At 65.7% G+C, this 23,002-nt stretch carries 23 protein-coding genes; 18 read left to right on the top strand and 5 right to left on the bottom strand.

Features of this window, described 5'->3' with window-relative positions; all coding sequences use genetic code 11:
* Positions 1 to 88: 88 nt before the first annotated feature.
* A complete protein-coding gene (locus Q0743_RS00705; RefSeq protein ID WP_298239681.1) occupies positions 89 to 1,171 on the bottom strand; it encodes a branched-chain amino acid aminotransferase in 1,083 nt (360 codons plus the stop codon).
* Positions 1,172 to 1,584: 413 nt separating this feature from the next.
* Between Q0743_RS00705 and Q0743_RS00700 the strand changes: the two genes are divergently transcribed.
* Genes Q0743_RS00700 through Q0743_RS00690 form a run of 3 tightly spaced genes read left to right on the top strand, consistent with a single transcriptional unit; the run spans position 1,585 to position 4,188 of the window.
* Entirely contained in the window at positions 1,585 to 2,052 is a 468-nt protein-coding gene (locus Q0743_RS00700) for a MarR family winged helix-turn-helix transcriptional regulator (protein ID WP_367184832.1), read from the top strand.
* Positions 2,049 to 2,780: a response regulator transcription factor gene (locus Q0743_RS00695; RefSeq protein ID WP_298239679.1), complete on the top strand. Its 732-nt coding sequence runs from the start codon at positions 2,049 to 2,051 to the stop codon at positions 2,778 to 2,780. The genes Q0743_RS00700 and Q0743_RS00695 overlap by 4 nt, the downstream gene beginning before the upstream one ends.
* 19 nt (positions 2,781 to 2,799) lie before the next feature.
* On the top strand, positions 2,800 to 4,188 hold the full coding sequence (locus Q0743_RS00690; protein WP_298239678.1) for an ATP-binding protein: 1,389 nt from the start codon (positions 2,800 to 2,802) through the stop codon (positions 4,186 to 4,188).
* Positions 4,189 to 4,342: 154 nt separating this feature from the next.
* Here Q0743_RS00690 and Q0743_RS00685 read toward each other — a convergent pair whose 3' ends face one another.
* Together Q0743_RS00685 and Q0743_RS00680 are read right to left on the bottom strand one after the other, a co-directional pair.
* Positions 4,343 to 4,873, bottom strand: coding sequence for a DUF3617 family protein (locus tag Q0743_RS00685; protein WP_298239677.1), 531 nt, complete (start codon positions 4,871 to 4,873; stop codon positions 4,343 to 4,345).
* A 42-nt stretch (positions 4,874 to 4,915) separates the two neighbouring features.
* Positions 4,916 to 5,215, bottom strand: coding sequence for a hypothetical protein (locus Q0743_RS00680; protein WP_298239676.1), 300 nt, complete (start codon positions 5,213 to 5,215; stop codon positions 4,916 to 4,918).
* Between the two features lie 185 nt (positions 5,216 to 5,400).
* Here Q0743_RS00680 and Q0743_RS00675 point away from each other — a divergent pair, with 185 nt between their 5' ends.
* The 4 genes from Q0743_RS00675 (at position 5,401) to Q0743_RS00660 (ending at position 8,226) form a co-directional block, all read left to right on the top strand.
* Positions 5,401 to 5,862 (top strand): hypothetical protein, encoded by a 462-nt coding sequence (locus tag Q0743_RS00675; RefSeq protein ID WP_298239675.1) that lies wholly within the window; start codon positions 5,401 to 5,403, stop codon positions 5,860 to 5,862.
* 120 nt (positions 5,863 to 5,982) lie between these two features.
* The gene (locus Q0743_RS00670) at positions 5,983 to 6,687 is read left to right on the top strand and encodes a ribonuclease T2 (protein ID WP_298239674.1); all 705 of its coding nucleotides are present in this window, start codon (positions 5,983 to 5,985) and stop codon (positions 6,685 to 6,687) included.
* 192 nt (positions 6,688 to 6,879) lie between these two features.
* A complete protein-coding gene (locus Q0743_RS00665) occupies positions 6,880 to 7,740 on the top strand; it encodes a 23S rRNA (adenine(2030)-N(6))-methyltransferase RlmJ (RefSeq protein WP_298239673.1) in 861 nt (286 codons plus the stop codon).
* A gap of 270 nt (positions 7,741 to 8,010) precedes the next feature.
* Positions 8,011 to 8,226: a cold-shock protein gene (locus tag Q0743_RS00660; protein ID WP_008544396.1), complete on the top strand. Its 216-nt coding sequence runs from the start codon at positions 8,011 to 8,013 to the stop codon at positions 8,224 to 8,226.
* Positions 8,227 to 8,324: 98 nt separating this feature from the next.
* On the opposite strand, the gene Q0743_RS00655 is transcribed toward Q0743_RS00660, so the two are convergent.
* Positions 8,325 to 8,948: an outer membrane protein gene (locus tag Q0743_RS00655; protein ID WP_298239672.1), complete on the bottom strand. Its 624-nt coding sequence runs from the start codon at positions 8,946 to 8,948 to the stop codon at positions 8,325 to 8,327.
* 248 nt (positions 8,949 to 9,196) lie between these two features.
* On the opposite strand from Q0743_RS00655, the gene uvrC reads away from it, so the two are divergent.
* The 9 genes from uvrC to Q0743_RS00610 all read left to right on the top strand — a co-directional run bounded on the left by uvrC (position 9,197) and on the right by Q0743_RS00610 (position 18,024).
* A complete protein-coding gene (uvrC, locus tag Q0743_RS00650; RefSeq protein ID WP_298239671.1) occupies positions 9,197 to 11,257 on the top strand; it encodes an excinuclease ABC subunit UvrC in 2,061 nt (686 codons plus the stop codon).
* A 98-nt stretch (positions 11,258 to 11,355) separates the two neighbouring features.
* Positions 11,356 to 11,973, top strand: coding sequence for a CDP-diacylglycerol--glycerol-3-phosphate 3-phosphatidyltransferase (gene pgsA / locus Q0743_RS00645; RefSeq protein ID WP_298239670.1), 618 nt, complete (start codon positions 11,356 to 11,358; stop codon positions 11,971 to 11,973).
* Positions 11,970 to 12,221, top strand: a complete 252-nt coding sequence (gene moaD, locus Q0743_RS00640) for a molybdopterin converting factor subunit 1 (protein ID WP_298239669.1) — start codon at positions 11,970 to 11,972, stop codon at positions 12,219 to 12,221. Before pgsA ends, moaD begins: the two co-directional genes overlap by 4 nt.
* A 3-nt stretch (positions 12,222 to 12,224) precedes the next feature.
* Positions 12,225 to 12,707, top strand: a complete 483-nt coding sequence (locus Q0743_RS00635) for a molybdenum cofactor biosynthesis protein MoaE (RefSeq protein WP_298239668.1) — start codon at positions 12,225 to 12,227, stop codon at positions 12,705 to 12,707.
* Positions 12,707 to 13,666, top strand: a complete 960-nt coding sequence (prmB, locus tag Q0743_RS00630) for a 50S ribosomal protein L3 N(5)-glutamine methyltransferase (RefSeq protein WP_298239667.1) — start codon at positions 12,707 to 12,709, stop codon at positions 13,664 to 13,666. Before Q0743_RS00635 ends, prmB begins: the two co-directional genes overlap by 1 nt.
* A gap of 91 nt (positions 13,667 to 13,757) precedes the next feature.
* On the top strand, positions 13,758 to 14,345 hold the full coding sequence (locus tag Q0743_RS00625; RefSeq protein WP_298239666.1) for a phage holin family protein: 588 nt from the start codon (positions 13,758 to 13,760) through the stop codon (positions 14,343 to 14,345).
* Positions 14,345 to 15,475 (top strand): YihY/virulence factor BrkB family protein, encoded by a 1,131-nt coding sequence (locus Q0743_RS00620; RefSeq protein ID WP_298239665.1) that lies wholly within the window; start codon positions 14,345 to 14,347, stop codon positions 15,473 to 15,475. Before Q0743_RS00625 ends, Q0743_RS00620 begins: the two co-directional genes overlap by 1 nt.
* A gap of 155 nt (positions 15,476 to 15,630) precedes the next feature.
* Entirely contained in the window at positions 15,631 to 17,154 is a 1,524-nt protein-coding gene (locus tag Q0743_RS00615; RefSeq protein ID WP_298239664.1) for an EAL domain-containing protein, read from the top strand.
* A gap of 15 nt (positions 17,155 to 17,169) precedes the next feature.
* On the top strand, positions 17,170 to 18,024 hold the full coding sequence (locus Q0743_RS00610) for a TIGR01459 family HAD-type hydrolase (RefSeq protein ID WP_298239663.1): 855 nt from the start codon (positions 17,170 to 17,172) through the stop codon (positions 18,022 to 18,024).
* A gap of 110 nt (positions 18,025 to 18,134) precedes the next feature.
* On the opposite strand, the gene Q0743_RS00605 is transcribed toward Q0743_RS00610, so the two are convergent.
* Complete coding sequence (locus Q0743_RS00605) at positions 18,135 to 18,530, bottom strand: response regulator (protein ID WP_008567674.1); 396 nt, start codon at positions 18,528 to 18,530, stop codon at positions 18,135 to 18,137.
* 226 nt (positions 18,531 to 18,756) lie between these two features.
* On the opposite strand from Q0743_RS00605, the gene Q0743_RS00600 reads away from it, so the two are divergent.
* Both Q0743_RS00600 and ileS read left to right on the top strand, forming a co-directional pair.
* Complete coding sequence (locus tag Q0743_RS00600; protein WP_298239662.1) at positions 18,757 to 19,740, top strand: bifunctional riboflavin kinase/FAD synthetase; 984 nt, start codon at positions 18,757 to 18,759, stop codon at positions 19,738 to 19,740.
* A 257-nt stretch (positions 19,741 to 19,997) separates the two neighbouring features.
* A complete protein-coding gene (gene ileS / locus Q0743_RS00595; protein ID WP_298239661.1) occupies positions 19,998 to 22,997 on the top strand; it encodes an isoleucine--tRNA ligase in 3,000 nt (999 codons plus the stop codon).
* Positions 22,998 to 23,002 lie beyond the last annotated feature (5 nt).

The following is a 23,002-nucleotide window of genomic DNA, read 5'->3' as shown; positions in this document are numbered from 1 at the left end:
ATGCGCGTGCCGCCTACGCCAATGCAACTTGACAATCCAGATAGTCGCTCACCCCGACCCTCTCCCCGCAAGCGGGGAGAGGGGAAAATCAAAACACCTTGCGGATCCAGTTGTGCGGATCGTTGGTGCGGCCGTACTGGATGTCGACGAGCTGCTTGCGCAGGCCCATGGCGACGGGGCCTGCGGCGCCGCCCGAGATCTCGAAATCGCCGCTCACCGAGCGCACCTTGCCGATCGGCGAGATCACGGCGGCAGTGCCGCAGGCGAAGGCTTCCTTGAGCTTGCCGCTCGCCGCGTCCTTGCGCCACTGGTCGAGCGAGTACGGCTCCTCGCGCACGGTCTTGCCGGCATCCTTCGCCAGCGCGATGATGGAGTCGCGGGTGATCCCGGGAAGGATGGTGCCGAGCGGCGGCGTCAGCAGCGAGCCGTCGTCGAACACGAAGAACACGTTCATGCCGCCGAGCTCTTCGATGTACTTGCGCTCGACCGCATCGAGGAACACGACCTGGTCGCAGCCGTGCTGGATCGCTTCGGCCTGGGCGCGCAGGCTCGCGGCATAATTGCCGCCGCACTTGACGGCGCCGGTGCCGCCGATCGCCGCGCGCGTGTAATTCTCGGACACCCAGATCGAGACCGGGGCGGGGCCGCCCTTGAAGTAGGATCCGACCGGCGAAGCGATCACCGCGAAGATGTACTCAGACGACGGCTTGACGCCGAGGAAGGTCTCGCTGGCGATCATGAAGGGCCGCAGGTAAAGGCTGCCCTCGCCGCCCGGCATCCAGGCGCGATCGATGCGCACGACCTGCTCGACCGCCTCGATGAAGACGTCCTCGGGCAGCTGCGCCATCGCCATGCGGTCGGCGGAGTCCCTGAAGCGCCGCGCATTGGCGTCGGGGCGGAACAGGTTCACGCCGCCGTCGTCGCGCTTGTAGGCCTTGAGGCCCTCGAAAATCTCCTGCGCGTAGTGCAGGACCGCGCCCGCCGGATCGATCTGGAAGTTGGCGCGTGCCTCGATCTTCGCCTCGTACCAGCCGCCCTTGGCCTGGTTGTAGCGGACGATCGCCATGTGGTCGGTGAAAACCCGCCCGAAGCCGGGGTCCACCAGCTTGGCCACGCGGTCCTTCTCGGGGGTGGGGTTGGATGCGGGCTGGATGTCGAATTTCATGCTCATGTCCTTGCCTCCCGCTGCCGATGGCGGCGCTGTTCTGGCGCCGGCCTGCCCTTGTCGGGCCCGGCTGGCTTGATTGGGTTTCTGGCCGGACCGCCGCCAGCCTTGTTACGGCCGGTTTCCGTGGCCAGCATGTCGGGCAGGACATGCTTTTGCGGAAGGCGGAAGTCCAGTATGTTTTGCCGAAATGCCGCTCGACAATCGCACGGTAGATCTGATCCGGCCGTCGTCGCCTGTCCGGCTTTCTCCGGCCGCCCTGCTTCGATGCCACCCGACGCGATACGATCTAAAATTTCGTGCGGGTCGATCGTTTTGTAACATTGAACCCAAGATACGTCAATATGCCTGACATAAATTTCGCAACGTCCTCTCAGGAAACTGCTGGGCCCGGTTCGGCCGCAGGCGATGGAGGCAATTTGCGCTGGGATATCATCGAGCTGCTGTTCTTCGCCTACCGCGATTTCGTCGGCGATCCCGACCAGGAGCTGGAGGCTTTCGGCTTCGGCCGGGCCCATCACCGGGTCATGCATTTCGTCTACCGCTATCCCGGCCTCAAGGTCGCCGACCTGCTCGACGTCCTGCGCATCACCAAGCAGTCGCTCGGCCGCGTGCTCAAGCAGCTCCTGGACGAGGGCTATATCGTGCAGAAGACCGGCGACAATGACCGCCGCCAGCGCCTGCTCTACGCAACGCCGAAGGGCGAGGCGCTGGTGCAGAAGCTCGCGGGCCTGCAGACCACGCGCATCACCAAGGCTCTCGCCGAGATGAGCCCGCAGGATGCCGAGACCGTGAAGCGCTTCCTGCGCGCGATGATCGACCGCGACGATCCCGACAAGGTGCTCGAGACGATCTTCGCTTCCGTCAATCAAGACACCAAGGAGTGACCGTGCCGCTCGCTGCCACGCTCGCCCGCCCGCCGGCCCGCCCCGCCGATGACGCGCCGCATCTGCTGCTGGTCGACGACGACCGCCGCATCCGCGATCTGCTCTCGCGCTTCCTCGCGGCCGAAGGCTACCGCGTCACCACTGCCGCGAGCGCCGGCGATGCGCGCTCGAAATTGCTGGGTCTGCATTTCGACCTGCTGATCCTCGACGTGATGATGCCCGGCGAGACCGGCTTCGATCTCGCGCGTTTCATCCGCACCTCCTCCTCGGTGCCGATCGTGATGCTGACGGCGCGGCACGAGGCGGAGGCGCGCATCGAAGGCCTGCAGATCGGCGCCGACGATTACGTGGCAAAGCCGTTCGAGCCGCGCGAGCTGGCGCTGCGCATCAACAACATCCTCAAGCGCGCCGCGCCGCCGCCGCAGGCCGCGACGGTCGAGAAGATCGTCTTCGGTCCCTACATCTACCATCTCGATCGCGGCGAGCTGCGCCAGGGCGAGGAGGTCATCCACCTCACCGACCGCGAGCGGGAGATGCTGCGCATTCTCTCGGAGACGCCGGGCGAGACCGTGCCGCGCAGCGCGCTGACCGGCAACGGCAGCGTCAACGAGCGCGCCGTGGACGTGCAGATCAACCGCCTCCGGCGCAAGATCGAGACCGACCCCGCCAATCCGCTGTTCCTCCAGGCGGTGCGCGGCATCGGCTACCGGCTGGTGGCCTCGCCATAACGCAAGTGAAGCGCGCCAGATGAGCACGATCGATACCGGCCTGACGCTTCTGAAGAGCGCCGCCGGCCGCGTCTCCGCCGTCAATGGCTGGATGGGCAACGCGTTCAAGGGCTGGATGCCGACCGGCCTCTACGCCCGCGCGCTCCTCATCATGATCGTGCCGATGGTGATCCTGCAATCGGTCGTCGCCTTCGTGTTCATGGAGCGGCACTGGAACACGGTAACGCGCCGCCTGTCGGCCGCGGTGGTGCAGGACATCGCCGCGCTGATCGACGTCTACAAGGGCTATCCGCAGGATAAGGATCGCGAGCAGATCCGCCGCATCGCGCAGCAGCGCCTCGGCCTCGTCGTCGACTTCCTGCCCGCCGGCGACATGCCGCCGCCTGGACCGAAGCCGTTCTTCTCGCTGCTCGACCAGACGCTGTCGGTGCAGCTCGGCCGCCAGATCGGGCGCTCGTTCTGGATCGACACGGTCGGCCGCTCCAACCTCGTCGAGATCCGCATCCAGCTCGACGATGCCGTGATGCGCGTGTTCGCGCAGCGCAGCGCCGCCTATGCCTCGAACTCCGAGATCTTCCTGTTCTGGATGGTCGGCACGTCGTCGATCCTCCTGATCGTCGCGGTGCTGTTCCTGCGCAACCAGATCAAGCCGATCCTGCGGCTTGCGGACGCCGCGGAAAGCTTCGGCAAAGGCCGCGAAGCGCCGAACTTCCGCCCGCGCGGCGCGCGCGAGGTGCGGCGCGCCTCGATTGCCTTCCTCGAGATGAAGTCGCGCATCGAGCGCACGATGGAGCAGCGCACTGCGATGCTCGCCGGCGTCAGCCACGACCTGCGCACCATCCTGACCCGCTTCAAGCTCGAGCTGGCGCTGATCGGTGACAGCCCCGAGCTCGAAGGCATGCGCAAGGACGTCGACGAGATGTCGATGATGCTGGAGGATTACCTCGCCTTCGCGCGCGGCGATTCCGGTGAGCAGTCGCAGCCGACCGACATGGCCCAGGCGCTCGAGGAGCTGCGCGGCGATGCCGAGCGCCATGGCCATACCGCGACCGTCGCCTTCCACGGCCTGCCCGTGGTGACGGTGAAGCCGGCCTCGTTCAAGCGCTGCCTCGCCAACCTCGTCACCAACGCGGCGCGTTACGGCAAGAACATCGCCATCACCGGCCAGCGCGATCACCGTTATTTGACCGTGACGGTCGACGACGACGGCCCCGGCATTCCCATGCATTTGCGCGAGGAAGTGTTCAAACCGTTCCTGCGGCTGGACAACGCCCGCAACCAGGATGAAGGCGGCACCGGCCTTGGCCTTGCCATCGCCCGCGACATCGCCCGCTCCCATGGCGGCGACATCACCCTCGGCGACAGCCCGATGGGAGGATTGCGGGCGAGCGTGCGGATACCGGTGTAGCTGGCTTCTTGCTTCTCCCCTTGCGGGAGAAGGTGGCGCAAAGCGCCGGATGAGGGGTATCTCTCCGCGCGTTCAGCCCTCATTTGAATTCGTGGAGAGAGACCCACACCCGTGCGGCGAGCCACCCTCTCCCGCAAGGGGAGAGGGAAGAAACCTACTTCGGCAGCAACGCCTTCAGCTTGTCCATGTCGCGCACGTTCATCTTGAAGCCGCCGGGCATCACGATGTCGCCGGGCTTCTGCTCCGGCTTGCAGGCGCCGAGCCATTTCGCTTCGAGTGTCATCGAGGTGTCGCGGCCCGCGGCACCTGCGGCGCCGCCCTGCGCGTGCGAGGTGGTCTTCACCGTGTAGGCCGAATTGAAATCGCCCGTGATCTCGGCATGCGAGGTCGTGCTGATGCCGGCGACGCTGCACTCGGAATCGCTGACATAGCCGGTCGCGGTCTTCCTGATGTCCTGCTTGGAGCAGATCTGCTTGGCCATCGGGGAGACGTTGTTGTTCATCTCCTTGTCGACGGTCTCATCGGTGCAGTGTTGCATGGTCATCTCGGGCACCGGCCCGCCGGTGCGGACCATCTTCATTTCCCAGAGACCGGCCTTGCGCACCGGCAGATCGTCGGCGCTGGCGCTGCCCGCCGACACCACGAGGCAAAGCGTCGAGCCGAGCAAAGCGAGTTTGCGCGTCATGCGAGAAGCTCCCGGCTGAGATTGCGGCGTTACGACAACGCCTCAGTAGAGCGTGCGGATCGGCTGCACGGCGGCGCCATAGGGCACCCAGCGGCAGGAGAACGAGATGTAGCCGCCCTCATAGGCCTGCACGGCGAGGAATTTGACCACCTTGCCGTAGCGCGCGCAGTGATCGACCGCGACCTGCCGGGCATCGACCTGGGTGGCCATCGAATAGGCGATGATGCCACCGGTGTCATTGCCCTTGAACGGCGGGACGTAGTCGGCGCGCGCCGACTGGCTCGCCATCACACCCGAGACAACCAGGCTGGCAAGAAGGCCCGCGGCCGCAATGATTCGCATTCCCGTCACTCCAATTGGCTGGCCGCCAGTTTACGGTGCCAGACTCGAAGTGAAAAGAACCGAAGCCCTGCCGATCGCGACGTTGTGGTCAACTCCTGGCGAAGTGTTGCCGCGCTGCACTTGACCTCCCCCGGCCTTCGCGGCACCGTCCGACCTTCGCAAGACTTTAGCCGTCCGGATTGAACATGCGCGCCCCCTCCCCGAAATCGCTCCGCTATGCCGCCGTGCTCGGCCTCTTGTTCGGAGCGATGTCGCTCAGTGAGGTCAGGGCCGCCAACCCGCTGGAAATGAACTTCTGGCTGAGCGGGCCGCGCTACGACGGGGCTGTCGCCGATTGTGACAGGGCGCTGCCGACGATCGCCACCCAGTTCTGGGAAAAGGAAAGCACGTTCTGGAATTCCTCGTTGAAGATCACCGGTTTCTCCGCGGTGCGCGAGACCGCGTTCCGGCCCTGGCAGTCCGACAACATTCCGCGCCGCTATTGCAGCGCTGATGCCCTGCTCAATGACGGCAAGGTGCGCAAGGTGCATTTCTCGCTCATCGAGGATGGCGGCTTCGCCGGCTACGGCAACGGCGTCGAATGGTGCGTGGTCGGCCTCGACCGCAACTGGGCCTACAACCCGGCCTGCCGCGCCGCCAAACCCTAATTCAGAGCGCCCTGATTCGGGTTTGTCAGGCGGGCCGGCGACGGTCGCCTGAATTTTGTTCTTGAAATGTTCTCACTGCCTGCTAGGCTTTCCTGCACAGTCTAGTTGAGGGGCGTCGCCATGTTTCATTCCAGATTGCATTCGTTCTCCCGCCTCGTGATCTCGCTGGCCCTGTCCCTGATCCTTGCCGCGGGCCTCGCCGCGTTCGCCGGGGACGCAAAGGCCCAGGACAAGCGGCAGAACGCGCCGGGCGAATTCGACTTCTATGTGCTGTCGCTGTCGTGGTCGCCCTCGTTCTGCGAGGAGGCGGCCGAGCGTGGCGGCCGCTCCCAGATCCAGTGCAGCGGACGGCCCTACGCCTTCGTCGTCCACGGGCTGTGGCCGCAATATGAGAACGGCTTCCCGGAATATTGCCAGCGGCCCGCGCCGCGGCTGAACCGCAACATCGTCTCCTCGATGCTCGATCTGATGCCGGTGCCCGGCCTGATCTTCAACGAATGGGACAAGCACGGCACGTGCTCAGGCCTCGAAGGCCGCGGCTATTTCGAGACGATCCGCAAAGCGCGCGCTGCGATCAAGATCCCGGCCGAATATCTCGATCTGTCGCAGGCCAAGACCGTGGCGCCCACGGAGGTCGAGGAAGCCTTCATCAAGGCCAATCCGGGGCTGAGCAGTGCCGCCGTCTCGGTCACCTGCAACCGGACCAGGCTCTCCGAGGTTCGCATCTGCCTCAGCAAGGACCTGCAATTCCGCGCCTGCGAGGAAACTGACCGCCGCGCCTGCCGCCGCGACCAGGTGACGATGCCGCCGATTCGGGGCGGCTAGAGCAAATGCTCGTGCCCCGGACGCAGCGCAGCGTCTCTTTGACGATGCGCTGCGGAGCCGGGGCCCATGTTGCACGGGAATCTGCGGCCCCTGGGTCCCGGCGCAGCGGCGCAGCGTTACACGCTGCACCGCGTCCGGGACACGCGATCGTGCCTCTTTGCTCAAGCCATCACGTGGCGTAGTCCTATCCCCATGAACTACCGCCACGCCTTCCACGCCGGCAACTTCGCCGATGTCATCAAGCACATCGTGCTGGCGCGCATCATCACCTATCTGCAGGACAAGCCGGGGGCGTTCCGCGTCATCGACACCCATGCCGGGGCCGGCCTCTACGATCTCGACAGCGACGAGGCGCGCCGGAGCGGCGAATGGCTGACCGGCATCGCGCGGCTGATGCAGGCCCGCCTGTCGAACGAGAGCGCCGCTCTGGCCAAGCCCTATCTCGACATCGTCCGCGCCTTCAATCCGAAGGGAGAGCTCAAGGCCTATCCGGGCTCGCCGCTGATCGCGCGCGGCCTGCTCAGGCCGCAGGATCGGCTCGTCGCCTGCGAGCTCGAGCCGAAGGCGCGGAAGGCGCTGATCGCCGTGCTGCGCCGCGACGAGCAGGCCCGCGTGGTCGATCTCGACGGCTGGGTGGCACTGCCGGCCTTCGTGCCGCCAAAGGAGCGGCGCGGCCTCGTGCTGATCGATCCGCCGTTCGAGGCAAAGGACGAGTTCGAACGGCTGGGCGAAGCCTTCGCCACGGCGTTCCAGAAATGGCCGACCGGCATCTATCTCATCTGGTATCCGGCCAAGAGCCGGCGCGCCACCGACATGCTGGCCCAGACCGTGGCGCGGCTCGCAGCTGCAGCAAAACCACCGGGAAAATGTCTGCGTCTCGAGTTCAGCGTCGCCCCCCAGCTCGAAGGCGGGGCGCTGGCCTCCACCGGGCTTCTGATCGTCAATCCGCCCTACACGCTGCAGGGCGAACTCAAGACGATCCTGCCCGAGCTGGAAATGCCGCTCGGCCAGGGCGGTGCTGCCAGATTCCGATTGGAAGTGCCCAAGCCTTAAAGCCAAGAAGCCGTAACACTCCGGCATTCTTGGGAAAAATATGCAGGAGCGGTAGTCAATCTGCAGAGAACCGTATTATGCTGTTTCCGTGACTGGCTTTACGTTCCGCTTCCGCGAATGGTTGCGGCGGAGTGAAGGCCTAAGAAAGATCCGGCCGGACCGCCAGCGGTCCGCCCAAGGATGGCCAGCTCTCCCGGGCTCCGTGATGCCCGGTCATGTCGCGACGTGCGTCTGCGCCGCGACGGAGGAGCAATGAGGGGGAGTTTCCCGATGGCCATGACGGGAACGGTTAAGTTTTTCAACGGCGAACGCGGCTACGGTTTCATCAAGCCTGACGACGGCGGCCGCGACGTCTTCGTGCATATTACAGCTGTGGAGCGGGCCGGACTGAAGGACCTTGCCGAAGGACAGCGCATTACTTTCGAAGTCGAACCGGACAAGAAGGGGAAGGGACCGAAGGCGGTCAACCTGGTGATCCTCTCCTAGCGGGCCCGACGCACCACGCCTGGCGCAATATTCGGCGCAAAAAAATCCCGGCCGCACGCGGCCGGGAGGTTGTTGTCCGGTATTTTCTTCTTCAGCTATCAGAAGCGATAGTTCACGCCTGCGCGCACGACGCTGGCGCTGTAGCCGTTTGACACGCCCGTAATTGCGAACTGACTCGTCGACAGATCGATGTAGAGATATTCCAGCTTGGCGCTCCAGTTCGGAGCGAGGCCCACTTCCGCACCCGCGCCGATGGTCCAGCCCGCGGTCGTGTGCGATTCCGACCAGCCGAAGGTCTGCGCGCGCAGCTCACCGAAGGCGAGGCCCGCGGTGCCGTAGAACAGCACGTTGTTGAAGGCATAGCCGGCGCGGCCGCGCAGGGTGCCGAACCACGGATTGGAGAACTTCCACGGCGCGAAGGTATCGTCGGCCCCGGCGGCCTGGATGTCGCCTTCGACGCCGAACACAAACGGGCCGTTCTGGAAATTGTATCCGGCCTGCACGCCGCCGACGAAGCCCGAGGGTTTTGAGGGATTGTTGTCGACCGAGCCCCATTCGTAGCCGATGTTGCCGCCGAGATAGGGGCCGGCCCAGCTATATGCATTGAGCGGCTGGTTGACGGTGTAGGGGGCACGCTGCCCGTAACCGAGATCGGCGGCCTCTGCCGAAGCTGTCCAGCCGGCTGCGACCAACGCGGCCGCGCCCACAACGAGCCTCTTCATCACTCAACTCCAACGCAACTGCCGTCCCCGCGATGCCTGCGCCGCCGCGCGAGGCAAAACCGCATGGTTACGGAACCACCACTTTTTCGCGTAAGATTTATCGAGAGTTTTAAGTTAAAGGGCTGTTAAGCGGGGTTACCGCGCTGTTAACAGGCTTAAGCAAGCGTTACCGGGAACTGCGCCGCCATCCTGTGTGCGCCGCATCGCCGGAACTTCAAATCGGCCCCCCCAGCGCCTAAATTTGTCCCATGGTTCACGATTCCACCGACGATCCGGACGACCGCGCGCGGAAATCGCCGCGGACGATCGCGAGCGACGTGCCCCCCGAGGCGTTGGCAGCGCCGGACGTCGATCCCGCCGCCCCCGCTGGCGAGGACGAGGACGATGCGCGGCTGCCCGACATCCTGGAGGAGAGCGGCGCGGTCGGCGAGGAGCCGCTGGCGACCGGCCATGAGGCGATCGAGCGCGCGGTCCGGCTCGCCCCGACCTCGCCCGGCGTCTATCGCATGCTCAGCGCCAATGCCGACGTGCTCTATGTCGGCAAGGCCAAGAACGTCAAAAAGCGCCTGTCCAGCTACGCCCGGCAAAGCGCGCCGCTGCCCGCCCGCATCCTGCGCATGATCGCCGCCACCGTGACGGTGGAGATCGTCTCGACCAACACCGAGACGGAAGCGCTGCTGCTGGAAGCCAACCTCATCAAGCAGCTGCGGCCACGCTTCAACGTGCAGCTGCGCGACGACAAATCGTTTCCCTACATCCTGATCACCGGCGACCATTGGGCGCCGCAGATCCTCAAGCATCGCGGCGCGCAGAGCCGGCCCGGGCGCTATTTCGGCCCGTTCGCCTCCGCCGGCGCGGTCAACCGCACCATCACGGCCCTGCAGCGCGCGTTCCTGATCCGCTCCTGCACCGATTCCTTCTTCGAGAGCCGCACCCGGCCCTGCCTGCTCTACCAGATCCGCCGTTGCGCCGGCCCCTGCACCCGCGAGATCGACTTCGGCGGCTACACGACGCTGGTGCGCGAGGCCAGCGACTTCCTGTCCGGCAAGAGCCACGCGGTGAAGCAGGAGCTCGCCGGCGAGATGGAGAAGGCGGCGGGTGAGCTCGAGTTCGAGCGCGCCGCGCTCTACCGCGACCGCCTCGCAGCGCTGTCGGCGATCCAGTCGCAGCAGGGCATCAATCCGCGCACCGTGGAGGAAGCCGACGTGTTCGCCGTCCACCAGGAGGGCGGCTTCTTCTGCGTCGAGGTGTTCTTCTTCCGCACCGGCCAGAACTGGGGCAACCGCGCCTATTTCCCGCGCGCGGAGAAGTCGTTCACCCCGGAAGAGGTGCTCGGCTCGTTCCTCGCCCAGTTCTACGACGACAAGCCGCCGCCGAAGGTCATCCTGCTCTCGCACGAGATCGAGGAAAGCGAGCTGCTCGCCAATGCGCTGGCGATCAAGGCCGGCCACAAGGTCGAGGTCACCGCGCCCAAGCGCGGCGAGAAGAAGGAGCTGGTCGCTCACGCCTTGACCAATGCGCGCGAGGCGCTCGGCCGCAAGCTCGCCGATACCGCCACGCAAAGCCGGCTGCTGGAGGCCATGGCCACGACGCTGAGCCTGCCGCATGCGCCCAAGCGCATCGAGGTCTACGACAACAGCCACATCCAGGGCACCAATGCGGTCGGCGCCATGATCGTCGCCGGCCCCGACGGCTTCGTGAAGAACCAGTATCGCAAGTTCAACATCAAGTCGGAAGGGATCACGCCGGGCGACGACTTCGCCATGATGCGCGAGGTGCTGGAGCGCCGCTTCAAGCGCTTGATCAATCCGCCCGAGGACGCCGGCACCAAGACCAAGGACGACGACTTCCCGCAATGGCCCGATCTCGTCATCATCGACGGCGGCCGCGGCCAGCTCAACGCTGTCAGGGAGATCTTCGCCAGTCTCGGCCTGACCCAGGTGTCGCTGATGTCGGTCGCCAAGGGGCCGGACCGGGATGCCGGCCGCGAGACCCTGTTCATGCCGGAACGCGAGGCCATCAAGCTGGAGCCGCGCGACCCCGTGCTCTATTTCATCCAGCGCCTGCGCGACGAGGCCCACCGCTTCGTCATCGGCTCGCACCGCAAGCTGCGCAAGAAGGACATCCGCGAGGCCGGTCTGCAGGAGATTCCGGGCATCGGCCCGTCACGCAAACGTGCCTTGCTGCATCATTTCGGGACCCTGAAGGAGATCGAACGCGCCTCGATCGCCGATCTCGGCAAGGTTCCGGGGGTGAGCGCCGAAAGCGCCCGCCGGATTTTCGAGTATTTCCATCCCCAGCCGGGATGAACTAAAGGGGGCTGCGGTCATATGGTCGTCGTATCCCGCACCCCATCTGGGGGAGCGGAACGGTTGACCTTCGGGCCACAGCGGTATTGGTAGGACGAATGAACATCGCCACGACACGAGGGACCACCAGCCGCGCGATGTCCCTCCCGAACATCCTGACCTATGGCCGGATCGCCGCGATCCCGGTCGTGATCGGGTGTATCTATGCGCAGTCGATTTTGGATCAGCCGCTCTGGCTGCGCTGGGTCGCCGTCGCCATCTTCATCGCCGCCGCGGTCACCGATTACCTCGATGGCTATTACGCGCGTATCTGGAATCAGCAATCGGCCTTCGGCCGGATGCTCGATCCGATCGCCGACAAGCTGCTGGTCGCCTCCTGCCTTTTGATGCTGGCCGCCGACGGCATCATCCACGGCTGGTCGCTGTGGGCCGCCATCGTGATCCTGTGCCGCGAGATCCTGGTCTCGGGCCTGCGCGAATACCTCGCCGCGCTCCGCGTCAGCGTGCCCGTGACCAAGCTGGCGAAATGGAAGACCACGGTCCAGCTCGTTGCGATCGGGTTCCTGCTCGCGGGCCCTGCCGGCGACGAAGTGGTGCCCGTGGTCTCGATGATCGGCCTCGCGCTGCTCTGGGCTTCGGCGATCGTGACGATCTACACCGGCTATGATTACTTCCGTGCCGGCATCCATCACCTCATCAAGGAGGACGAGGGATGAAGGTGAAGTATTTTGCCTGGGTGCGCGAGCGCGTCGGCAAGGCGGAGGAGACCATCGAGCCGCCTGCGACCGTGCGCACCGTCGAGGAGCTGATCGCCTGGCTGTCCAGCCGGAGCGAGGCCTATGCCTACGCGTTCGAGAAGCCGAAGGTGATCCGCACCGCGATCGACCACGCCCATGTCAAATCGGATGCCGCGATCGCCGGCGCCCGCGAGATCGCGTTCTTCCCGCCGATGACCGGCGGCTAGGCCATGACCTCCCCTGTCACCAGCTGCCCCGTCGCCATCCGCATCCAGGAAGACGATTTCGATATCGCCCGGGAGATCGCGGTCCTGACCAGGAGCCGCACCGACATCGGTGCCGTCGTCAGCTTTTCCGGCATCTGCCGCGCGGACGACGACAGCGCCAGGGTCGCCGCGCTCACGCTCGAGCATTATCCCGGGATGGCCGAGGCAGAGATCAGGCGTCATGCCGACGAAGCCATCTCGCGCTGGCCGCTCAACGGCGTCACCGTGATCCATCGCGTCGGCCGCTTCATGCCGGGTGATAACATCGTGCTGGTGCTGACGGCGTCGCAGCACCGCCAGGCCGCATTCCAAGCGGCCGAGTTCCTGATGGATTACCTCAAGGCCAGCGCCCCGTTCTGGAAGAAGGAAGAAAGCGCCACCGGCACCGGCTGGGTCGAAGCCCACGCCCGTGACGACGAGGCCGCCGCACGCTGGACCAAATCCTGATGGCACGAGCATCCAAAAAGACCGCGCGCGGCCGCGCCGCACCCAGGCTTGCCAAGGTCGGGCCCGGCGAGCTTCTCACGCTGCTCGATTTCGTGCGCTATGCGGTGAGCCGCTTCGTTGAAGCCAGGCTCGCCTTCGCTCATGGCACGACCGACCCGGTCGCGGAAGCGGCGTTTCTGGTCTGCGAGGCCCTGCACCTCAATCCCGACCAGTTCGAGGGCTTTGCCCATTCGCGCGTCACGATCGCGGAAGGCAAGACCATCCTCGATCTCGTCCATCAACGCGTCTCCACGCGCAAGCCGGCCGCCTACCTCGTCAACAAGGTCTACATGCGCGGCCTGCCCTTCTATGTCGACGAGCGCGTCATCGTTCCGCGCTCCTTCATCGGCGAGCTCCTGGAGTCGCATTTCGGTGGCGAGGAAGGCGCGGGCGCACTGATCGACGATCCCAATGCGGTCGAGCGCGTGCTCGATCTCTGCACGGGATCGGGATGTCTTGCGATCCTCGCCGCGCATCATTTCCCGAATGCGGCGATCGATGCCGTCGACATCTCCAAGGGCGCGATCGAGGTGGCCAGGCGCAATGTCGACGACTACGGGCTCGATGAGCGGATCACGCTGCATCGCGGCGATCTGTTCGCCCCGCTGGGCGATGCGCGCTACGATTTGATCATCACCAACCCGCCCTATGTCGACGCCGAAGGCATGGCCGGGCTGCCACCGGAATGCCGGGCCGAGCCCAAGCTCGCCTTCGACGGCGGCGCCGACGGTCTGGACGTGGTGCGCCGCATCCTGCGCGAGGCGCCCGATCATTTGACAGCAGATGGCGGGCTGATCTGCGAGATCGGCCGCGGCCGGGACCTCGTCGACGAGGCCTTCCCGGAACTGCCGCTGCTCTGGCTCGACACCGAGGATTCCGAGGGCGAGGTGTTCTGGATCTCGGCCGCCGATCTGACCTGATCCGTCGCGGACCTGCCGCTCCGGCGGAACAAGTCAATTTCCGCCACGTTCATCCCGCGAACGAATTTTCTCGCTCTCGGAGGATGTCCGCATGCTCGCGCCATCGGGCGAATTGCTGCGCGCCGGCATGGCGCTGAAGCTCAATCACGTCAAACGTGCCGCTCAATCCTATCTGCGTGACCAGACCAGCCAGGCCACGGGCAAAGTGACGTCTTACGCGGTGGCCGGCGGGCTGTTTGCGGTCGCGGGCCTGTTCGTTGTCGCAGCCTTCTTCGTCGGCTTGATGGCGCTGTATCGCTGGGTCGCCATCAGCTACGGGCAGTTCTGGGGCTTTGGTGCCGTCGGTGCGGTGCTGCTGGTGCTGGCGGCGATCTGCGCCGGCGTGGCGATGGCGCAGATGAAGCGCAAAGCCCGGCCGATCGTGCCACTCACCAGCCGTTTGCGCGTTGCCATCGCGACCCCGCGGATTCCGCGCGGGACGGTCAAGGAGGCGGTGAAGGAAGTCGCGACCGCAATTCCCCTTGCGCCGCTCGCCCCGGGCGAGCGCCGCCATGGCGCAAGAGCTTCGCCAGCGCGCACCAACCGACCCGTGCAGCTGGGCCTGATGCTCGCGGCGATCGGACTGGCGGGATTCACGGCGGCGCGACGCAGGCGTCACGGCCATCGATTGGATGCTTGATGCTGGTGCGGCGCTCCGAACAGATCGATTCCTGGCTGCTGGTGGCAGCGACCGCCGTCTTCGTGCTGACGGCGGAGCGCTACTTCCAGGACACCGGCTTGACCCGATCGGGCCCACCGCAAGACCACCGCAACGCCGAGGCGAACTCACCGGAAACGAGCCCGCCGCGTGCGTCAGGACAGCCCGGCCATGGCCGCCGCGCCAAGAGCCCGTTCGCGATCCCCTGGGCGGGCTGGAAGGATATCTTCTGGCGCACCTATCAGCGTATCGATGACGATCGCCTGCTCGCGACAGCTGGCGGCGTCGTGTTCTTCGGACTGCTCGCGATCTTTCCGGCGGTCACGGCGCTGGTTTCGTCCTATGGCCTGTTCGCCGATCCCGCGACGATCAGCGCCAATCTGCAGACGCTGGCGACCATGCTGCCGCAAGGCTCGTTCCAGATCGTCGAGGACCAGGTCGCGCGCGTGGTCTCGAACGGCAATACCACCCTCGGTGTCACCTTCCTGTTCGGCCTCGTCCTTGCGGTCTGGAGTGCCAATGCCGGCGTCAAGGCGATCTTCGACGCGCTCAACGTCGCCTATGAGGAGCGCGAGAAGCGCAGCTTCATCAAGCTCAACATGGTGTCATTGGCCTTCACGGTCGGCGGCATCGTGGCGCTGCTGCTGATGGTGGCGGCCGTCGTCGCCTTTCCGCTCGCACTCGATCATCTCGGCATGGCGCCCGAAAGCAAGCTGATCGCGGCGCTGGCGCGATGGCCGCTGCTGTTCTTCATCCTGCTCATGGCGCTCGCCGTGCTCTACCGCTTCGCCCCCAGCCGCGACGCGCCGCGCTGGCAATGGCTGAGCCTCGGCGCGCTAGCCGCCGCCGTCCTCTGGATCGCCGGTTCGTCGCTGCTGTCGTGGTATCTCTCAGCTTTCGCCAACTACAATGCGACCTACGGCTCGCTTGGCGCAGCGATCGGCCTGATGACGTGGATGTGGATGTCGGCGATCGTCATCATGTTCGGCGCCGAGCTGAATTCGGAGATCGAACGGCAGACGCTGAAGGACACGACCGAAGGGCCACCCAGGCCGCTCGGCACCCGCGAGGCCGTCTCGGCCGACACCGTCGGCGCCGCCGCGCCGTCTTGACGCCGCGCCGACCTGCAGGCGCGAGGCGCTATCCCCTCGAATCAACAATGATGTTAAGGTCGTGCTGCCTGGGGAAGCACGAGGCGAGACGGGATCGCACAGAGGCCCGTGTTTTCCCGGGTGAGGCTGTCAGCTCTTGAGGCGTAACGCGCGGCATGATTCGCATTTCGACGATCTTCATCGCCTTCTGCATGGTTCTGGTCGCGGCCTCGCTCGGGCTTGTCCTCTACGCCGTCGCCGGCATCAGCGGAACCGAATCCGCGATCGTGGCGCTGACCGTGCTGACCTTCCTGATCCTCTACAATGCGGTCTCCATGCGGCTGCGCGACCGCAGCGACGTCGGCGGCCAGATTGCCGACCTGTCGCGCGGTACCGCCGACCTCGCCCGCCAGGTGGCCGAGTTCGGCCGCCGGCTGGCTGCGATCGAGGGACGCATCGCCTCGTCCAACTCGACCAACTCCGACCGCATCCAGTCCGTGGTCGGCGAGATCAACGAGCTCGGCGGACTGGTCCGCCAGCTCGCGACCACCGTATCGACCCATGAGGATCTGCTGGCCGGCGCCGCGCCGGCTCCTGCCCAGGTCGCCAGGTCTGAGCTCAAGTCCGAGCCGGAAGCGCCGATCGATCTGGCTGCGACGTTCGAGGAACAGCCCGTCGCCCCTCCTCCACTTCCCGCGGCGCCCCCGCCGCCGGTGGCGCAGCCGCGGCCCGTGCCGCCGGTCCAGGGCCAGATCGCCATGCCGGTTCAGACGGCCGCCGGACGCAACCAGACTCAATTGCTGGCGACGCTGCGCAATGCCATCGACGAGAACCGCATCGACATCTTCCTGCAGCCGATGGTGACGTTGCCGCAGCGCAAGGTGCGGTTCTACGAGGCTGTGACGCGCCTGCGCGACGAGCGCGACCAGCTGATCGCCGCCGAGGAGTTCATCAGCATCGCGGAGGCGTCCGGCCTGATCGGGCGCATCGACAACATGGTGATGCTGCGCTGTGTGCAGGTGCTGCGCCGCCTGATGGTGCGCAACAAGGACGTCGGCGTGTTCTGCAACGTCGCGGCGTCCACGCTCGGCAATTCCACCACCTTCGCGCAATGCCTCGACTTCCTCGAAGCCAACCGCGCGCTGGCACCCTCGCTGGTGCTGGAATTCAAGCAGGCGACGTTCCGCAATCTCGGGCCGGCCGAGACCGAGAATCTCGCCGCGCTCGCCCAGCGCGGTTTCCGCTTCTCGATCGACCATGTCACCGACCTCAGGATCGAGCCGCGCGAGCTGGCCGACCGCGGCGTGCGCTTCATCAAGGTTCCCGCCGCCCTGCTGCTCGACCCCAAACAGGCCTCGGCCTCGGACATCCACCCCTCCGATCTCTCCGACCTGCTCGGCCGCTTCGGCATCGACCTGATCGCCGAGCGGATCGAAGGCGAGCGCGCCGTGGTCGATCTGCTCGATTACGACGTGCGGTTCGGCCAGGGGTTCCTGTTCGCGCCGCCCCGGCCATTGCGGCCGGAGGGGGCATCTGCTACCGGCGGGGCCTCGCCGAACCAGGCGCAGGACATTCAGGGATCCAATGGCTCCGCTTCCCCCAGCCAAGGCACCACATCTGGCACGACATCCGGCGCGACGTCAGCCGCCCCTCCGGCCCAACGCATCACCGGCAACGCCGCGCTCGCGCGCCGCATCTGATCGGCGCTCCGCACCATGACCACGCTGCATTTTGCCGAAAGCCTGCGCGAGCTCGTGGGCGGTGTGGATGTCGTGCTCAGCGACATCTGGGGCGTCGTTCACAACGGCCTCGAATCCTTCCCCGAAGCCTGCGAGGCGCTGCACACCTATCGCAGCCGCGGCGGTACGGTGATCCTGATCACCAACGCGCCGCGCCCGGCCGACAGCGTGCAGCGGCAATTGCGCAAGCTCGGCGTCGCCGACGAGACCTATGACGCAATCGTCTCATCGGGCGATTTGACGCGGCTCTATGTCGCCGAACATCCCGGCCGCAAGATGTTCTGGCTCGGCCCCGAGCGCGACAATTCGATCTATCGCGGCCTCGATGCGAAGACCGCCCCGCTCGAGGAAGCCGACTACATCGTCTGCACCGGCCTCTATGACGACGAGACCGAGACGGCGGAAGACTATCGCGGCATGATGCTGAAGGCGCGCGAGCGCAAGCTGACGCTGGTCTGCGCCAACCCCGACATCGTGGTGGAGCGCGGCGACCGGCTGATCTACTGCGCCGGCGCCATCGCGGAGCTCTATCGCGAGCTCGGCGGCGAGGTCATCTTCTACGGCAAGCCGCACCGGCCGATCTACGAGCGCGCCATGGCGCTCGCCGGTGAGCGCCAGGGCCACCAGATCGACCGGAAAAAGGTGCTGGCGATCGGCGATTCCGTCCGCACCGACCTGACCGGCGCGCGCGAATTCGGCATCGACTGCCTGTTCGTGACCCGCGGCATCCATGCCGAGGAGTTCGAGGGGCTCGACCAGCTCGATCCGACGTCGGTGATGGAATTGTTCGGCCACCCGCCGAAGGCGCTGATGCGCGAATTGAAGTGGTGACGGCCCGACTTCTGTCATTCCGCGCGTGAAGCGCGCCCGGACGGGCCAAACGCAGAAAGCCCGGGACGTGCCCGGGCCTTCCAAATTCGGCGGATAGCTTCGAAAGCGGCTTACGCGCTCGCCATGTCCGGGAAGACCGCCTCGATCTTGGTCTTCAGCGTCGCCGCATTGAACGGCTTGACGATGTAATTGTTCACGCCGGCCTTCTTGGCCGCGATCACGTTCTCGGTCTTGGATTCCGCCGTGATCATGATGAAGGGCGTGGTGGCGAGGTTCGGATCCGCGCGCACTTCGCGCAGCAGGTCGTAGCCCGTCATCGGCTCCATGTTCCAATCGGAGATCACGAGCCCGTACTTCTTGCCGCGCATCTTGTTCAGCGCTGCCGAACCGTCGCTGGCATCGTCGATATTCTCGAAGCCAAGCTGCTTCAGCAGATTCCTGATGATACGGATCATGGTGCTGTAGTCATCCACCACCAGAACCGGCATCGACAAATCAACCGCCATCTCGACTCCCCCAACGCATAACAGGAATACTAGGATCGGACCTGCCAGGCCGGAGCCCGGCAGTTCCACGTTCAAGGACTAGCACCAAGGCGTTAAACAGCGCGTTAATTGGGGGCGGCCCCGAAGAACTGAAATTGGGTTCGGCACAGGTTGGCCCCCCGCTTGACTTCGCCGGGCGGGTCGCGCCACGGTCCCGGCCGGTCCCGCCGGTTCGAGAATTCCCCTGATGGCCCCGCATTTTAACGTTATTCGCGACACCACGCCGGCCACCGCCATTCCAAGGGGCGCCGTGGTGGCCATGGGCAATTTCGACGGGGTTCATCTCGGCCACCGCGCCGTGATCGCTGCGGCCCTGGAAATGGGCCGGGCGCATGGCCGCCCTGCGCTGGCGCTGACTTTCGAGCCCCATCCACGGCGTTTTTTCAGCCCCAACACCCCGCAATTCCGCCTGACGGACGAACGGGCCAAGCTGCGGCTTCTGGCCGGCACCGGGCTCGCCGGCGCCGTGGTCATGACCTTCGACAAGGCCCGCGCCGGAACCAGTGCGCAAGATTTCATTCACCATGACCTGATCGGACGGCTCGGCGTCAGCGGAATCGCGGTCGGCTACGACTTCCATTTCGGCAAGGGACGGGTCGGCTCGCCCAGTCTTCTGGTCAACGAGGCGCCCCGGCTCGGCATCGAGGTCGACGTGCAGGCGCATGTCGACATCGACGAGCGGCCGGTGTCCTCCAGCGCCATCCGGGTCGCCCTCGCCGAAGGCCAGCTCGACGAGGCCACCACCATGCTGGGCGCGCCCTGGTTCGTCACCGGCGAGGTGATCCATGGCGAGAAGCGCGGCCGCGACCTCGGTTATCCCACCGCCAATATCCGCCTGGACGCCAATTGCGGGCTGAAGCACGGCATCTATGCGGTGCGGGTCGGCCGCGGCCAAGGAAAGGACCAGGTGCGGCTGAACGGGGTGGCCAGCTTCGGCCGCCGCCCGACCTTCGACAACGGTGCCCCGCTGCTGGAAATCTTCCTGTTCGACTTCAAGGGCGATCTCTACGGGCAGGAGCTGGACTGCGCCTTCGTCGGCTTCATCCGCGAGGAGCTGAAATTCGATAGTCTGGAGGCCCTGATCCGGCAGATGGACGACGATTCAGCCCGCGCTCGCGCCATCCTGGCCGCCGCCCCGGACGCGTTTCCGAGGCTCGGCATCGTCGATTGAGGGCCGAACCGGCCTCCCCCCGAACCTTTGCGCTTCCCTATTGCGCTTCTCTTTTGCGCTTCCCTTTTGCGCTTCCCTTTTGCGCTTCCCTTGGCCCCCTGCTATGGAGTGCCCATGTTTGCGCGGCGCATCATAGGGATTAGCGGCCCGGCTTTCGCCTGAGCTTAAGTGCTCGGCGCAAGACCGGGATTTTGTCGTTTCACCCCGCGATTCCGCATCGCCATTCGTTCCCGCGCCCTTCCGAGCCAGTCAGCCTCATGTCCGAAAAGCCGCAAAAGTCCGACGCCAAAGACTATTCCAAGACCCTTTTCCTGCCGCAGACGGATTTCCCGATGCGCGCCGGCCTGCCGCAGCGCGAGCCGGAGATCCTCAAGCGCTGGTACGAGATCGGCCTCTACGAGAAGCTGCGCGAGGCTGCCCGCGGCCGCGCCAAGTTCGTGCTGCATGACGGCCCGCCCTACGCCAACGGCAACATCCATATCGGCACGGCGCTGAACAAGATCCTGAAGGATCTCGTCACCAAGAGCCAGCAGATGCTCGGCTTCGATTCCAACTACGTCCCGGGCTGGGACTGCCACGGCCTGCCGATCGAATGGAAGGTCGAGGAGGAGCACTATCGCAAGAAGGGCAAGCAGAAGCCCGACTTCCGCGACAGCGCTGCGATGATCGATTTCCGGAAGGAATGCCGCGCCTACGCCACGCATTGGCTCGGCGTACAACGTGAGGAGTTCAAGCGGCTCGGCGTCATCGGCGACTGGGACCATCCCTACGCCACCATGAGCTTCCCGGCCGAAGCCCAGATCGCGCGCGAGCTGATGAAGTTCGCCGCCAACGGCACGCTCTATCGCGGCTCCAAGCCTGTCATGTGGAGCGTGGTCGAGAAGACCGCGCTCGCCGAAGCCGAGGTCGAGTACGAGGACTACACCTCCGATACGGTGTGGGTGAAATTTCCGGTCACCTCGCCCGCGCACGGTGCGCTCGCCGCCGCAAGCGTCGTGATCTGGACCACCACGCCCTGGACCCTGCCCGGCAACCGCGCCATCTCGTTCTCGCCGAAGATCGGCTACGGCCTGTACAAGGTGACGGACGCACCCGCCGACAACTGGACCAGGACCGGCGATCTCCTGATCCTTGCCGACGCGCTGGCCGAAGAGGTGTTCAAGCAGGCGCGCGTGACGGCGTATGAGAAAGTGCGCGACATTCCCGGCGACACCATGGACGCGATCGAATGCGCCCATCCGCTCAAGGGACTTGCCGGCGGCTACGACTTCGTCGTGCCGCTCTTGCCCGGCGACCACGTCACCGACGACACCGGCACCGGCTTCGTGCACACCGCGCCCGGCCATGGCCGCGAAGACTTCGATGCCTGGATGGCGCAGGCGCGCGACCTCGATGCGCGCGGCATCTCGACCGCAATCCCCTACACCGTCGACGAGAACGGCGCCTATACCGATCACGCGCCGGGCTTTGCCGGCAAGCGCGTCATCAACGACAAAGGCGAGAAGGGCGATGCCAACGAGGCCGTGATCAAGGCGCTCGTCGAACGCGGCATGCTGCTCGCGCGCGGCCGGCTCAAGCACCAATATCCGCATTCCTGGCGCTCCAAGAAGCCGGTGATCTTCCGCAATACGCCGCAATGGTTCATCGCGATGGACAAGGATGTTGCGGTGAACGGCCAGGCGAAGAGCGGCGACACGCTGCGCGCCCGCGCGCTGCACGCGATCTCGGTGACGCAATGGGTGCCGCCGTCCGGCGAAAACCGCATCAATGGCATGATCGAGGCGCGGCCGGACTGGGTGATCTCGCGCCAGCGCGCCTGGGGCGTGCCGATCGCCGTGTTCGTGCGCGAGAAGGGCGACGGCTCCGCCGAGATCCTCCAGGACGAGGCGGTGAATACGCGTATCGGCGAAGCCTTCGAGCAGGAAGGCGCCGATGCCTGGTACGCCAAGGGCGCCCGCGAGCGCTTCCTTGGGTCCCGCGCGAGCGAGGACTGGCAGAAGGTCGACGACATCCTCGACGTCTGGTTCGATTCCGGCTCGACGCACGCCTTCGTGCTCGAAGACCCCGCGCATTTCCCGGGTCTCGCAGGCATCAAGCGCAAGGTCGACGGCGGCACCGACACGGTGATGTATCTGGAAGGCTCGGACCAGCATCGCGGCTGGTTCCACTCCTCGCTGCTGGAAAGCTGCGGCACGCGCGGCCGTGCGCCTTACGACGTCGTGCTGACCCACGGCTTCACGCAGGCCGAGGACGGCCGCAAGATGTCGAAGTCGCTCGGCAACACCATCGAGCCGCAGTCCGTCATCAAGGAATCCGGCGCAGACATCCTCCGGCTCTGGGTCGCGTCCTGCGACTACACCGACGACCAGCGCATCGGCCCCGAGATCCTGAAGAACACGGTCGAGACCTACCGCAAGCTGCGCAACACCGTGCGCTGGATGCTCGGCACGCTGCATCATTACAAGCCGGCCGACGCCGTCGCGCCGGCCGAGATGCCCGAGCTCGAGCGGCTGATGCTGCACGAGCTCGCCGTGCGCGCCGCCGCCGTCGACAAGGCCTATCGGGAATTCGACTACAAGACCGTGGTCGCGACCCTGTCCGCCTTCCTCAACAGCGAGCTTTCGGCGTTCTATTTCGATATCCGCAAGGACACGCTGTATTGCGATCCGCCGTCGTCGCTGACGCGCAAGGCGGCGCTGACGACGATCGACCTGTTGTGCACCTCGGTCCTGAAATGGCTGGCGCCGATCCTCAGCTTCACCGCGGAGGAAGGCTGGCGCATGTATCGCCCCGACGCCGAGGCCTCGGTGCACCTGACGCTGTTCCCGACCGATCTCGAGGCCCTGCGCGACGACAAGCTCGCCGCGAAGTGGGAGACGATCCGCAACGTCCGCCGCGTCGTCACCGGCGCGCTCGAGCTCGAACGCGCCGCCAAGAACATCGGCTCCTCGCTGGAGGCTTCCCCGGTGATCTATGTGGCCGACCGGAACGTGCTCATGACGCTGTTCGACACCGACCTCGCCGAGATCTGCATCACCTCGAACTACGAGGTGCGCGAGGGCGAGGCGCCGGCCTCGGCTTTCCGTCTCGATGCCGTGCCCGGCGTGGCGGTCGTGGTCGAGAAGGCGGTCGGTACCAAATGCGCCCGCTCCTGGAAGATTTCGCCGACGGTCGGCGAAGACGCTGAATATCCCGACGTCACCCCGCGCGACGCCAAGGCACTGCGCGAGTGGAAGGCGTTGGGCGTGAGCGTCTGATCCCC

This window comes from uncultured Bradyrhizobium sp. (genome assembly GCF_936943645.1).
Taxonomy (GTDB): domain Bacteria; phylum Pseudomonadota; class Alphaproteobacteria; order Rhizobiales; family Xanthobacteraceae; genus Bradyrhizobium.
This window is presented reverse-complemented; position numbering and strand designations above follow the sequence as displayed.